This is a genomic window from Corynebacterium sp. LK26 (genome assembly GCF_014335085.1).
GTDB lineage: Bacteria > Actinomycetota > Actinomycetes > Mycobacteriales > Mycobacteriaceae > Corynebacterium > Corynebacterium jeikeium_D.
Genome location: NZ_PDHB01000001.1, coordinates 391,284 through 404,409, shown reverse-complemented (window position 1 = coordinate 404,409; position 13,126 = coordinate 391,284). Strand labels below are relative to the sequence as shown.

14 protein-coding genes are annotated in these 13,126 nt (G+C 59.1%); 12 read left to right on the top strand and 2 right to left on the bottom strand.

Annotated elements, in window-relative coordinates; all coding sequences use genetic code 11:
- The first annotated feature begins 289 nt into the window (after positions 1 to 289).
- The 4 genes from rpsP (at position 290) to CRD13_RS01780 (ending at position 2,942) form a co-directional block, all read left to right on the top strand.
- Positions 290 to 772, top strand: coding sequence for a 30S ribosomal protein S16 (gene rpsP, locus CRD13_RS01795; protein ID WP_038628648.1), 483 nt, complete (start codon positions 290 to 292; stop codon positions 770 to 772).
- 144 nt (positions 773 to 916) lie between these two features.
- Positions 917 to 1,411, top strand: coding sequence for a ribosome maturation factor RimM (gene rimM / locus CRD13_RS01790; RefSeq protein ID WP_049189548.1), 495 nt, complete (start codon positions 917 to 919; stop codon positions 1,409 to 1,411).
- Positions 1,408 to 2,295, top strand: coding sequence for a tRNA (guanosine(37)-N1)-methyltransferase TrmD (gene trmD, locus CRD13_RS01785; protein WP_049189528.1), 888 nt, complete (start codon positions 1,408 to 1,410; stop codon positions 2,293 to 2,295). The genes rimM and trmD overlap by 4 nt, the downstream gene beginning before the upstream one ends.
- Positions 2,295 to 2,942 carry a phosphatase PAP2 family protein gene (locus CRD13_RS01780; RefSeq protein ID WP_049189527.1) on the top strand — a complete coding sequence of 216 codons (648 nt, stop codon included), beginning with the start codon at positions 2,295 to 2,297 and terminating at the stop codon, positions 2,940 to 2,942. Before trmD ends, CRD13_RS01780 begins: the two co-directional genes overlap by 1 nt.
- Here CRD13_RS01780 and CRD13_RS01775 read toward each other — a convergent pair.
- On the bottom strand, positions 2,902 to 3,396 hold the full coding sequence (locus CRD13_RS01775; protein WP_049171521.1) for a DUF1877 family protein: 495 nt from the start codon (positions 3,394 to 3,396) through the stop codon (positions 2,902 to 2,904). The two genes, CRD13_RS01780 and CRD13_RS01775, sit on opposite strands and share 41 nt — an antisense overlap.
- A gap of 82 nt (positions 3,397 to 3,478) precedes the next feature.
- Between CRD13_RS01775 and CRD13_RS01770 the strand changes: the two genes are divergently transcribed.
- Entirely contained in the window at positions 3,479 to 5,794 is a 2,316-nt protein-coding gene (locus tag CRD13_RS01770; protein ID WP_070429302.1) for a Tex family protein, read from the top strand.
- A 38-nt stretch (positions 5,795 to 5,832) separates the two neighbouring features.
- Here CRD13_RS01770 and CRD13_RS01765 read toward each other — a convergent pair whose 3' ends face one another.
- Complete coding sequence (locus CRD13_RS01765) at positions 5,833 to 6,816, bottom strand: DUF1648 domain-containing protein (protein ID WP_049171516.1); 984 nt, start codon at positions 6,814 to 6,816, stop codon at positions 5,833 to 5,835.
- Between the two features lie 340 nt (positions 6,817 to 7,156).
- Between CRD13_RS01765 and CRD13_RS01760 the strand changes: the two genes are divergently transcribed.
- The 7 genes from CRD13_RS01760 to CRD13_RS01730 all read left to right on the top strand — a co-directional run bounded on the left by CRD13_RS01760 (position 7,157) and on the right by CRD13_RS01730 (position 13,107).
- A complete protein-coding gene (locus tag CRD13_RS01760; RefSeq protein ID WP_187401192.1) occupies positions 7,157 to 8,566 on the top strand; it encodes an HNH endonuclease signature motif containing protein in 1,410 nt (469 codons plus the stop codon).
- Between the two features lie 139 nt (positions 8,567 to 8,705).
- Positions 8,706 to 9,047 (top strand): 50S ribosomal protein L19, encoded by a 342-nt coding sequence (gene rplS, locus CRD13_RS01755; protein WP_048761860.1) that lies wholly within the window; start codon positions 8,706 to 8,708, stop codon positions 9,045 to 9,047.
- A gap of 74 nt (positions 9,048 to 9,121) precedes the next feature.
- Positions 9,122 to 9,919 carry a signal peptidase I gene (gene lepB, locus CRD13_RS01750; RefSeq protein ID WP_048735525.1) on the top strand — a complete coding sequence of 266 codons (798 nt, stop codon included), beginning with the start codon at positions 9,122 to 9,124 and terminating at the stop codon, positions 9,917 to 9,919.
- The gene (locus tag CRD13_RS01745) at positions 9,894 to 10,598 is read left to right on the top strand and encodes a ribonuclease HII (protein WP_224783775.1); all 705 of its coding nucleotides are present in this window, start codon (positions 9,894 to 9,896) and stop codon (positions 10,596 to 10,598) included. The genes lepB and CRD13_RS01745 overlap by 26 nt, the downstream gene beginning before the upstream one ends.
- A gap of 54 nt (positions 10,599 to 10,652) precedes the next feature.
- Complete coding sequence (locus tag CRD13_RS01740; RefSeq protein WP_005509529.1) at positions 10,653 to 10,955, top strand: DUF2469 domain-containing protein; 303 nt, start codon at positions 10,653 to 10,655, stop codon at positions 10,953 to 10,955.
- A 196-nt stretch (positions 10,956 to 11,151) separates the two neighbouring features.
- Positions 11,152 to 11,574 carry a YraN family protein gene (locus CRD13_RS01735; RefSeq protein ID WP_070546680.1) on the top strand — a complete coding sequence of 141 codons (423 nt, stop codon included), beginning with the start codon at positions 11,152 to 11,154 and terminating at the stop codon, positions 11,572 to 11,574.
- A complete protein-coding gene (locus tag CRD13_RS01730) occupies positions 11,575 to 13,107 on the top strand; it encodes a YifB family Mg chelatase-like AAA ATPase (protein WP_049170772.1) in 1,533 nt (510 codons plus the stop codon). It abuts the gene before it with no gap.
- The last annotated feature ends 19 nt before the right edge of the window (positions 13,108 to 13,126 follow it).

The window sequence follows — 13,126 nt, the reverse complement described above, 5'->3', positions numbered from 1 at the left end:
CGTTACCGCACTGTCAACGACGTTCAGCTTTAGTGGGTATGCAGCGTTTCGAGTGCGCAGTTTTGTTAATTTCCAAAAACTGCTGGTAACATACCTCGAGTTGTCTCAATGAGAATCCTCAACTGAGGCACGACTGCGAATTCATCGAATCCGGCCACGGCCGCCCGGTGGTCACGCGCAGTGTAAATATCCCAAGGGCAAAACCGGTCCGAGGTACTTCGTTAGTAATTACTCGTGAGCTCGGATGCATAAGTATTGTCCAGTGACATAGAAGAAAGAGGAACTCCTCATGGCAGTCAAGATTAAGCTGCAGCGCCTGGGTAAGATTCGTACTGCTCAGTACCGCGTCGTCGTTGCTGATGCTCGTACCCGTCGCAACGGTGCGGTCATTGAGAACCTGGGCATCTACCAGCCGAAGGAAGAGCCGTCGATCATCAAGATTGACTCCGAGCGCGTTCAGTACTGGCTGGGCGTCGGTGCACAGCCGACCGAGCCGGTTCTGGCTCTGCTGAAGGTCACCGGCGACTGGCAGAAGTTCAAGGGTCTCGAGGGTGCAGAGGGCACTCTGAAGGTTGCTGAGCCGAAGCCGACCAAGCTCGAGCTGTTCAACAAGGCTCTGGAAGAGGCCAACAATGGCCCGTCCGCTGAGGCCATCACCGCTAAGCGCCGCGAGGCCAAGGAAGCAGCTAAGGCTGCTAAGGAAGCTGAGGAGGCCGCAAAGGCTGCCGAGGCTGAGGCTGCTGAGTCCGAGGCTTCCGAGGACGCCGAGTAATAAGGACGCTGAGTACGCCGCTTAGCTAATCCGGGCGCTACCTTATACTTCAAGACGAAGTGTTGGGTGGCGCCTTTTTGCTTTACGCGGGGTGTTTTACAGAGCCTTTATAAGAGAGGGAGTGTGCGCGTGTCGGTAGCTGACATGGTGCTTATTGGCCGAGTGATCAAGCCCCACGGTGTGCGCGGGGAAGTCGTCGTCGATGCGACAACGGATGACCCGGAAGGGCGTTTCGCAGTCGGGGCCACGCTGTTGGGTGTACAGGCCGGCCGTGAGGAACAGCTGACTGTGAAAACGGCACGCCCGCACCAGGGGCGTTTGCTGATTCGCTTCGAGGAGATTCCGGGCCGCAATGAGGCCGAGCGTCATCGGGGTATGAAGTTTTATGCCGAGCCCGTCTTCGAAGACGAGGACTTTTATGACTTTGAACTTGAAGGCCTGCGCGTAGTCCATAACGGCACGGATATAGGCGAGGTCACTTCTATCGTCCGCGCGCCCGCTCATCGTCTCCTTGAAGTCACGCTTGACGACGGGGCCCGGGAGGTACTCATCCCTCTGGTAGAGGACATCGTTCCGGAAGTTGACCTTGAGAATACTACCGTCACCATCACGCCGCCGGAAGGACTGTTGGAGCTGTGAGCTTACGTCTCGATGTAGTCACAATCTTCCCGGAGTACCTCGAGCCACTGCGTCATGCGCTGCTGGGCAAGGCAATTGAGCAGGGCATTTTGAGTGTCGGCGTACACAACCTGCGCGACTGGGCGCCAGGTGTACATCAAGCCGTGGATGACTCGCCCTACGGCGGTGGCCCCGGCATGGTTATGAAGCCGGATGTCTGGGGCCCCGCCCTCGACGAGGTAGCGACGCTGAAAGCGGAGCAGTCGCTCACGTCCGCGGTGCCACATTTGGACAATGTCCGCCATGATCAGAAACTGGGTTTGGCCGAGGAATCTTCCTATGCTGCAGCGGAAGTGCCGTCGTTAAGCGAAGAAGATTCAGCGAAGCCCCTGCTGATCGTCCCGACCCCGGCGGGCGAGCCGTTTACGCAGCAGATGGCGCAGGAGTTCTCACACGAGGAGCACATTGTGTTCGCGTGCGGGCGCTACGAGGGCATTGACCAGCGCGTTATTGATGACGCTGCTAATCGTTACCGCGTGCGTGAGGTCTCTATTGGGGACTATGTGCTGATCGGCGGGGAAGTGGCGGTGCTCGTGATTGCGGAGTCCGTCGTGCGGTTGATTCCGGGTGTGTTGGGCAATCGCAAGAGCCACGAGGAGGACTCGTTCTCTGACGGTCTGCTCGAAGGGCCGTCCTACACCAAGCCGCGCGAGTGGCGTGGACTGGCAGTGCCGGACGTTCTCCTCAGCGGCAATCACGCGCTGGTGGACAGTTGGCGGCGCGATCAGTCACTCATTCGCACGGCCGAACGTCGTCCGGATTTGCTTGCCGACGTCGACCTCAGCGCCCGTGACCGGGAAATAATCCAAGGAGTCATTGGGGAAGTAACCGAGGAGAACTGCTAGTGGCACGTGTTCGAATTGCGCGACCTCGGCACGTCATTGGTTGGTTAGCTGTCCTAGGGGCACTGGCGTGGTTCACTCAGACGCAGCTGGCGGGGAGCGTGGATCAGTCGTTTGCGGGCTGGGTCAGTGACCTGCATGGGGCGCGGGATGGCCGCGTCGATAGTGTGATGCTGGCTTTGAGCGAGATTATCCGGCCGATTTACATCGCGCCGGTCACGCTTGTTGCTGCGGCACTCCTGTGGTTCCGCTTCCGTGCGTGGGCGTTGCTACTGCCGGCGTCATTCGGTTCGTCGATTGCGGTGACTTATGCCATGAAGTGGTTTTTGGGCCGCGACCGACCGGGTGAGGAGTTCTCACTGGTCAACCTGCACGATGCGGCGTTTCCTTCTGCACATGTGGCAGCGGTTACTTCCAGCGGTATGGCCGCGATGCAGCTTGCCATCCCCGTATTGCGCCGTACAGCCCGCAAGTTGCTCGACTTGGCCATCATCGCGCTTATCGGCGCTGTGGCACTGTCGCGCGTGTGGGTCGGGGCACACTGGCTCACCGATGTTATCGGCGGCCTCATCGCCGGAGTTATCGGCTTAGCAGTTGCGCTGCTAGTTCTTAGGAGATGGCCACGAGCACGGCGCTACGCGCTGCCTTAGTCTCCTCGTAGAAGGCCACGAGTTCGCGGTACCGCTGTGTCGCAGTGGCTTCGTCGATAAGCGAACCATTGTCCGTGATGCGGGCGGCAAGATCGATGCTTGCCAGCGTCTGGTGCACGTCGCCGACGCGATCGGCGCGGATGACTGCAGACAGCGGCTTGCGGCAGACGCGGTCGGCGCCGAGGATGGCCTCCGCCAGCGGGTCGCCGAGTGCCTGGCCGTCGATGGGATTGCCGGTCAACGTGCGCAGCAGGGACTCCCAGTCCGTGTCGATGTCCAGGGCATCTTCGTCCGGAACGTCGACGAAGTGCTGCAGGATAATCTTCTCCGCGCCGTCGGTAACAAGCCCCGCCGTGCCGCCGTCGCTGGTCGCCGCAGGTGCTGCGACCTCAACTAACCGCGCTGCCTCCTCATCGGAAATGCGCAGGTATTCGGCACAGAGTTTCTGCTTCATGGGGCTCCTTTTCCGGTGTTTACTGCGAGCCTTCTGTGGGGCGTTCGCCAATTGGTACTTCCACGATAGTAAAGTTGCCCGGGTGATTTCATCAGTAATTGCCCGAGAACTCGCCGCCACTGGTGCGGACGTTGCCGAAAGTGCCGTCGCCGCCGCTATCAAGCTTCTCGACGAAGGCAACACCGTGCCTTTCATCGCCCGCTATCGCAAGGAAGTAACCGGCGGGCTCGATGACACACAGCTGCGTTTCATCGAGGAACGCGTCGTTTACCTGCGCGAACTAGAAGAGCGCAAGCAAACGATTCTCGCCGCCATTGAAGAGCAGGGAAAGCTTAACGACGATCTCAAGGCCGCCATCCTCGCCTGCGACACTAAGGCGCGGTTGGAGGATCTCTACCTGCCGTACAAGAAGAAGCGCAAGACCAAGGCCGATATTGCACGTGAGGCCGGGTACGAACCGCTGGTGGAGGAGCTGCTGGCCGACCCAGCCGCGGACCCCGAGACTCTGGCCACTAAGTACGGCGAGGCAGCTGGTAAGGATGCGAAGGACGCTCTGACCGGTGCCCGTGCCATCTTGGTCGATCGCTTCGCTACCGATGCTGATTTGGTTGGCTCTGTCCGTGAGCAGGTGTGGTCCTCCGGTTCCGCCGCCGCTGCCGTGGTGGAGGGCAAGGAGACTGCGGGTGCGAAGTACCGTGACTACTTCGAGCACAACGAACCTCTGGACACCATGCCTAGCCACCGCGTGTTGGCCGTGCTGCGCGGTGAGGCCGAGGGCATCCTGACGCTCAACATCGATGCGGGTGAGGATGAGACCTACGAGCACATGATCCGTGAGGCCTTTGAGCTTCCCGACGGCGGTACCTCCAAGTGGATTGACCAGGCCGTTCGTTTCGGTTGGCGCACCAAGTTGGAGGTGTCCGCTGCCCTCGATGCCCGCACTCGACTGAAGGAGCGCGCCGAGGCCGAAGCCGTGGATGTCTTCGCCCGTAACCTGCGTGACCTGCTGCTGGCCGCACCGGCTGGCCAGCGCGCCACTCTCGGCCTGGACCCGGGATACCGCAATGGTGTTAAGTGCGCCGTTGTCGACTCCACTGGCAAGGTGCTCGACACTGCCATCGTCTACCCGCACCAGCCGCGCAATGACTGGTCCGGCGCCAAGGAGCAACTGGCCACTCTCTGCGCCACGCACCGCGTGGAGCTCATGGCCATCGGCAACGGCACCGCTTCCCGCGAGACCGAAACCCTGGCCCGCGAAATCGCTGACCTGATAGCTCAGGCCGGTGGCAAGAAGCCGACCCCTGTGGTGGTTTCTGAGGCCGGTGCTTCCGTCTACTCCGCATCGTCCCTGGCAGCAGCTGAGTTCCCGGACATGGATGTATCTCTCCGCGGTGCCGTATCGATTGCCCGCCGCCTGCAGGACCCGCTTGCTGAGCTCGTCAAAATCGATCCGAAGTCCATCGGTGTCGGCCAGTACCAGCACGACGTTTCCCAGACCAAGCTCGAGCACTCTCTCGATGCCGTGGTCGAGGATGCCGTCAACGCTGTCGGCGTGGAGGTCAACACCGCCTCTGCGCCGCTGCTCGGTCGCGTTGCTGGCGTGTCCTCGACTGTTGCGGACAACATCGTCGCTTACCGAGACGAAAACGGCGCTTTCACCTCCCGCAAGGAGCTGCTGAAGGTTCCGCGTCTTGGCCCGAAGGCCTTCGAGCAGTGCGCCGGCTTCCTTCGCATCCACGGCGCTAACAACCCGCTGGATGCCTCCGCCGTGCACCCGGAGTCCTACCGCGTCGTCGATGCCATCGCCGCTTCGACCGGCGTTAGTGTCCAGGAGCTCATCGGCAACTCCCGTGTCCTGTCCAAGGTGCGTGCTGCAGACTTCGTCGACGAGTCCGCAGGTATCGGCCTGCCCACCGTCCAGGACATCTTGACCGAGCTGGACAAGCCCGGCCGCGATCCGCGTCCCGAGTTCGTCACCGCCACCTTCAAGGAAGGCGTGGAGAAGGTCTCCGATCTTCAGCCCGGCATGATTCTCGAGGGCACCGTCACCAACGTCGCGGCCTTCGGCGCCTTCGTCGACGTCGGAGTCCACCAGGACGGCCTCGTCCACGTCTCCAACATGGCCCGCGGTTTCGTCTCCGACCCGCACGAGGTCGTCCGCTCGGGCGAGGTGGTCAAGGTGAAGGTTCTCGACGTTGACGTCGAACGCAACCGCATCGGTCTATCGCTCAGGCTTGACGACGACGCCTCGGATGCCAAGCCAAAGCGTGACGGCGGTCGCGGAGAAGGCCGTGGAGGCGGCCGAAAGCGTGGTTCCCAGAATAAGAAGCGCGGTGGAGCCAACCGCGGTGGAGGCGGCGGTTCCATGGCTGACGCGCTGCGCAGGGCAGGCTTTTAGCTCCTGATCTGTTAGCGCTTGATTTATTAGCGCATAGCCTATTGGCGCATAGCGTCGATGCGGCTGTTGATCTCACCCGCGACAGCCGCAGCCATTCCATCCGGTACGACGATGGTGTAATCGGACCCCGAGGTCTCAATCTTGACTGCCTCGCCTGACCGTGCCGCCACGGTGATGCGGCCATCATTGCCAAGTCGAAGCCCAATACCGCCACCGTCGGCCCAGTTATAAGTGGCCGGCTTCGCATATTTGATGGTTCGAAGCTCAATGGGGTGTTTCATCTTCAGCGGTCCACAGCCGTTAAAAACGGTAATGGAATCTGTCTTCGGGTCCGTGTCTAGTGTCATGCCGGTTTCATATGCGATGAGGAATAGCGGCGTGCACAGCAGAAAAACAATGCCGAGGCTTGGCAGGAACACTGCGAGCGCTACAGACACCACGCACCAGACTGCGAGGGTGACCTTGACCCCCTTAGAGATGGCCACACTGACATCGATGGGAGTCGGGGCTCCTTCTCGATGGGGCAACTGTGGCGATGTCGGCTCGGTGACCGTGGCGTCGGTAAGCGAGGAGTAGTCCTTGAGGCGGCGCGTCACGAGCAGGGCCGCTACTAGGCCGATGATGACGCCGGCTATTGCATAGATCCAGCCGATTCGGGCGGTCGTAGGGTCCGTCGTGCCGATCTGCGGGATGATAATCGCGAATTCAATGCCGATTAAGAAGCCGCAGAGGGCGAGGTTGGTTATTGCAATTGGCTTGCGCACGACAAGCGGCGTGCTGGTCTTTGCACCGAGCCAACCGATCTGCGCACATGCGATGACGATGATGGCCATAATCAATGTGCTTTGAATTGGCGGCATGAAACCGTTGGGAGTGCCGCTACCGCTCCAATGCGTTGCTAACTGCTCCGGTAGTCGGTCGGAAATGGCAATTACCCACAGAAGCTGTGCAATCGCCAGAACGCACGGGGCGATGATTGTTCCTCGAACAATCCAGGGGTCAAAGCGTGGAATCTGCTGCATGGAGACAATCTAGCAGTTGGGGGGGGCTTTGTAGCAACGGTCGGCAGCGGTCGTTATTGGAGTGCTGTATCAGCGTGACGTTGTAGCGAGCGGTTGTAGCGTGCCGTCTTAGTGTGCGCGGAGTTTCGCCAGAAGATGCACCTCGTGACATTTGATAACACGCTCAACAATTCACTCGAATGTACAAGCGAAAAAGTTTTATTAAAGGGGTTGCGCAATCGAATGGGTGTGCTAAAATGGAGGCATCAAGAACAAAGTGCTTGAGCTTCTCTTCTTGGCGTTGGGCTAGTGGTATTCACTGGTTATCGACACTGAGCGGGGTTGGGGCTTTGGGGGAACAATGTCTGAAAAAGATAGTCCGGCCAAACAACCGTCCGATGTTTACCAAGCGGCTCTGCTGCCTGAAGCGCCGCAGTTTTTCCACGAGTCATCCACGAACCAGTTGGCGGTGGCGGGTATCCAACGCAATCGCCTGGAACTGGGTATAGCTTGCGGTTGCACGCCGAAGTCGCTTGAGATTGATGTGGATGCATACATTGCTGAAATCGCACCCGAGTTGGGTATTTCCCGCGGTAAGGCGCTCGAGTATGTAGAGGTCGGCATTCAGTTAGCGCGTATGCCCCGGCTGGGTGCCTTTATTAAAGCTCGAGCTCATTTGCCCTTTGCGCATCTGATCACCATTGCTCGCGCGACAGCGCCGCTCCACGATCCAGAGGTGCGTGCAGCTGTTGAAGAAGAAATTGCCCGCTTTGTCATTCCCCGAAAGCATGGCGAGGCACTCCGGGGAGTTCGCAGCCTACATAAATTCCTGCAACGGGTTATCGAAGAAATTGAACCTCAGCTTCGCCCCAAAAACCTTCCGGGTGATGTCGATCCGCTGCTTCCTGCAGGAGAACGCGAAATAATAGGAGAGAGTATCGGTTTTGAAGAGAGCGACAACTTCGCGGAAGTTTTTATGGAGCTGGAAAAGACCCGCGCTCTCGAATTCAAAACCACCCTCGAGTCCATCTCCAGCTCAGCTGGCTGCACTCGAGTCGAAGCTTTGACACACCTCATCCGCGGCACCGCCGAGGCAAAAATCGTACTCAACCTATACTGTCCTGCCACAGAGGAGCGTCCCCGCACCGCCTGGCTTGGCGGCGTTGGCTGGATCTCGCAGTTAGCTACGCAGGCGTGGATTGATAAGGTCACGCATATTCGTATGCTTGCCGACGAAACCGCGGAGGGCTACGCCCCAACCGAAAGTCAGAGAGCCTTCGTTAAAGGTCGGGACGGAACGTGTCGCTTTCCGGGGTGTGATGTACCCGCGGAGCTCTGCGACATTGACCATATTGAGCCGTACGACAAAGAGCACCCAGAGGAGGGCGGGGCAACAGAAACGCCGAACCTCCACTGCCTCTGCCGCCGGCACCACAACATGAAAACAGCTGGTCTGTGGAATGTTGCACGTGATCGGGATGGGGTGGAACTGTGGACGTCGTCAAGCACGGGCAAAAAGGCGGTGAGCCTGGAAGACGGGCCGCTTGCCGGGCACGGGCGCTACACTTTCGACAAACGGGGACTGCGGATGACGCAGGCGCTGGCAGAATATAACGAGTATCGCCAGGAGCTGATAGAGCAATCACGGAAGCTGGTCGAGGAAGCGCGCAGGGGAGAAGACACCGATACTCCCAACCCGCAAGACCCCCAAGACTCGGAAGCTCCCCAAGACCCGCAAGACCCGCCGAACATGGAAGAGTTTGGTTTCTGACCAGGGGGTGTGTAATAATTTCCAGGTTGTCTTTATAGGCAGCTTTACCTGTTTCGGGCATGAACCGGCCGAGCGTCCCTCTGTGGGAAAGCGCCGCCAGGGTCCTCTGTCTATGCAAAAAGTAAAGGAATAAGTTTCCATGAACATTCTTGACAAGGTTGATGCAGCATACCTGCGCGACGACATTCCGGAGTTCCGCGCTGGTGACACCGTCGAGGTCGACGTAAAGATTGTCGAGGGTAAGACCGAGCGTATTCAGGTCTTCAAGGGCGTCGTTATCCGTCGTCAGGGCGGCGGCGTCCGCGAGACCTTCACCGTCCGCAAGGTATCCTTCGGTATCGCTGTTGAGCGTACCTTCCCGGTGCACTCCCCGAACATCGACGAGATTCGCGTTGTCTTCAAGGGCGACGTTCGCCGTGCGAAGCTGTACTACCTGCGCAACCTGCGCGGTAAGGCTGCACGCATCAAGGAGCGCCGCTAGTCTTTTGGCGCAAAATAATCCCCATCGAGTGTTGAGCTCGGTGGGGATTTTTCTATCGCGTATAGTCTTTTCCCATGACCGACGACGATTCTCGCGAACAGACTGACGGCCAAAAAGAAGACCGTACTGAAGGCTTGAAAGGCTTCCGGAAACTTGACGAGGAGCCTGAAAAGCACACTCCGTGGTACATCGAGATTCCAATCATTATCGTGATTGCCCTGCTCATCAGTGCTGGTGTGCAGTCCTTTATCGGCCGTGTCTACGTGATTCCATCCGAGTCGATGCAGCCGACGCTCAACGGATGTGTCGGGTGCACCGGTGACCGCATTTGGGTGGATAAGGTTTCCTACCAGTTCTCAGATCCCAAGCCCGGCGATGTTGTCGTCTTTAATGGCCCGGAGTCCTGGAATAGTAACTACGTGTCACAGCGTTCTACTAACCCGGTGGCAAACTCGCTGCAGACGGTTGGTTCCTGGATTGGCCTTGTCGCCCCTGATGAAAATGCGTTGGTCAAGCGTGTGATTGCCACGGGTGGGCAGACTGTGCAGTGTCGCCCAGGAGATCCCGGCATCATGGTTGACGGCAAGATGACAGACCAGGATTTCATTAAAACTCCAGCAGACAAGCCGGTGGTGGATAATCTTGGCTCAGAGCAGTGTGGTGGCCCGTACTTCGGGCCGGTAACAGTGCCGGAGGGGCATCTGTGGGTCATGGGTGATAACCGCACCAACTCCGCGGACTCTCGCTATCACATGGGCGACGAGCTGCAGGGTACTGTGCCACTGGATAACGTCGTCGGCAAGGTGCAGGCAATCATCCTGCCGTTTAACCGCATCGGTGGCGTCGATGATCCGGACATCCAGCACAACTAGTCAGCACAGTCTGCTCACGCCGCCGGCGCCGAAACTGCGGAGGCTGAAGCAGTCGCGCACGATAGAGGTCGCGCTGGCAAAGCGCGGCTTTGGACCTGTAGCCGGGGTCGACGAGGCTGGTCGCGGCGCCTGTGCAGGCCCGATAGTTATCGCCGCCTGCTGCCTTCCAGAACGCCCTATCGCAGAGCTGGATAAGCTCACCGATTCTAAAAAGCTCACGCCGGCCGCACGTGAACGGCTCTTTCCGCTCATCCAACGCTTCGCTACCTCTTTTTGCGTGACGACGATTCCCGCGTCCTACATCGACCAATTCGGCATTCAGGACGCGAATGTCACTGGAATGCGCCGCGCGGTAGCCGGGTTGGGACAGCGTCCTGGCTATGTGCTTACCGACGCACTCAAAGTGTCTGGCTTCACGGCACCCTATTTGCCCGTGATTGGTGGTGATTCCGCTTGCCGATGTATTGCTGCTGCGAGTGTCTTAGCCAAAGTCACCCGCGACCGCATTATGGTTGACCTATCGGAGAAGTATCCGGATTATGGTCTGGCGGGGCATAAGGGCTACGGCACGTCATCGCATATGGAAGCGATTTCACGCCATGGCGCAACCCCGGAGCATCGGTGGTCATACCGCAATGTGCGCTTGGCACACGCGGAGTATCTTGAGCACCCCGAATAGACCAACATGTACAAAAAGAGCAACATGTAAACACTCGAAGGAGCCGTCGCGGTCGTGAGCGCAGAAGATCTAGAAAACTACGAGGCCGACGTTGAACTATCCCTGTACAAGGAGTTCCGCGATGTCGTTAGTCAGTTTTCGTACGTTGTTGAGACGGAGCGCAGGTTCTACCTTGCTAATGCTGTGGAGCTGATTCCGCACAACAGCGAAAACGAGGTCTATTTCGAGCTGCGGATGTCGGATGCGTGGGTGTGGGATGTCCATCGCCCGGCTCGGTTTGTCCGCTACGTGCGCGTTATCACTTTCAAGGATGTCAATATCGAGGAACTGGATAAGCCGGACTTGCGACTGCCGTAGGTTATCGTCGCCTGTCATCGCTTGTTATGGCTAGCTGCTAACAGTTATCCACAGTCGAAAAATTATCCACAGTTAGGGCCCTCTGAGCATTTATCGGAGGGCCTTTGTCATGCCCGCTGTGCAAGAGTGTTTCCGAACCGCCAAGGCAGTAAACCGCCAAGGCACAATTCAACGGGGAACCAGGGGGACCAGGGCAATGACACAGAGCTTTGAAGAACTAACCACGAGACAGCTCGGCGCGTTTGGGGAGGATTTCGTCGCCGAGATGTTGGAGGATCAGGGGTGGGAAATTATTGCTCGGAATGAGCGGGTGGGGCGCTATGAGCTCGATCTTATTGCTGAAGATGTTGACGGCAGGCTGCATTTTGTGGAGGTAAAAACGCGGCGCAGCTCGCGAAGTAGTCAGTTTGGGGACGGCAGAGAGTCCATCACAGCAGCCAAGCTTCGTCATTTGCGCAAGGCGGCGGCACAGTGGCTGTCAGAGAGTTCTACCTACTGGTTAGAGTCCGTAGTTATCGACTGCGCAGAAGTCACAGTGTCCAGCCCTTCGTCCGGTCCTCCAGTCGTTGCAGTTACGTACATTCCCGCAATCAGCGACGCGATCATGTGGGACTGCTAGATGACTGTCGGTACAGCTCTTGCAGTCAGCCTCAGCGGCATTGAAGGAACTATTGTGCAGGTGGAAGCCGATGTTGGGCGTGGCTTGCCAGGAATGTATATCGGTGGGCTCGGCGATGCCGCCGTCGGAGAAGCCAAACATCGCGTGCGCACGGCGGTTGCTAACTCGCAGTTGCCCTGGCCGAAGACAAAGGTCGTGGTGAGTCTGTCTCCGGCGCATATCCGCAAGCACGGCACTAGCTTTGACCTCGCCATCGTCTGCGCCATCCTTATCGCAACCAGCGATGACATGGAGGCCCGAGGTCGTCTCCGCCACACGGTTCTCATTGGCGAACTTGGGCTCGACGGTTCCATTCGACCGGTGCGTGGAGTGCTGCCGCAAGTTCTTGCCGCCCGCGAGGCCGGTGCCCGTTGGGTTGTCGTCCCCGCCGCCAACGCCGCCGAGGCCGCGCTCGTCGACGGCATCGCAGTCTGCACCGCAGCCGACCTCACACAGCTATGGGGCTGGGTACTCACCGGCTCAGGTTTGACGACCGCGCTTAACGACGACCCCAGCGAACAAGCCTTCTCGGTAGACCTGGCCGATGTCGATGGCCAACCTGAGGCGCGCTTCGCCCTCGAGGTAGCCGCAGCAGGTGGGCACAATCTGTTCATGCAGGGTTCTCCGGGAACTGGGAAGTCCATGCTCGCTGAGCGCTTGCCCACAATTCTGCCGCCATTGCAGAAGTGGCAGCAGCTGGAGGTCACCGCGCTGCATTCGGTGGCCGGAGCGCTCGATACTGCGGACACTCTTGTCCAACATCCGCCGTTTGTGGCTCCACATCACAGCGCGACTGTGGCAGCGCTAGTCGGCGGCGGTGCTGTGCCCAAGCCCGGCGCGATTAGCCTTGCCCACCATGGGGTGCTCTTCTTGGACGAAATCACCCTCATGCGCCCGGCGGTATTGGATGCGTTGCGGATGCCGATGGAAAACGGGGTGGTCGTCCACCTGCGTACGCACCATCGAGTGACTTTTCCGGCGAGAACACAACTAGTCATGGCGACCAATCCCTGTCGGTGTGGGGCGGCGTATGCCAGCGAATGCACCTGTTCTAGTACCGAGCGAGCCAAGCATGGTCGCGCATTATCGGGCCCGCTACGCGATCGCATGGATCTCAACGTCACGCTCAGTCCTGCCGGGGCCAAGCTGGGAATTAAAAACAAAGCACACAATGAGCCCTCCGCGGCCGTTCGCGATCGGGTACAGGCCGCACGTGACCGTGCCCGCCATAGGTGGCAGGCCCTGGGGCTTGCCGACGAAGCAGCCGTCACCAACGCGAGTGTGCCACGCTCGCTTCTCCGTCGTCACGCGGGCTTAGACGAAGAAGCGATGGCGTTATTGGACTTCCAGTTGAGGAACGGAGAGATTACCCAGCGGGGAGTGGACAAAGTAATCGCAGTGGCGTGGACGCTCGCAGATCTCGGGGGAGTAGACGCGTTTACCTTCGAGCACGTGCAACGCGCCTGCCAGCTGCATGACCGCGAGGGCGGCTAATACAACCGAACCATTATCA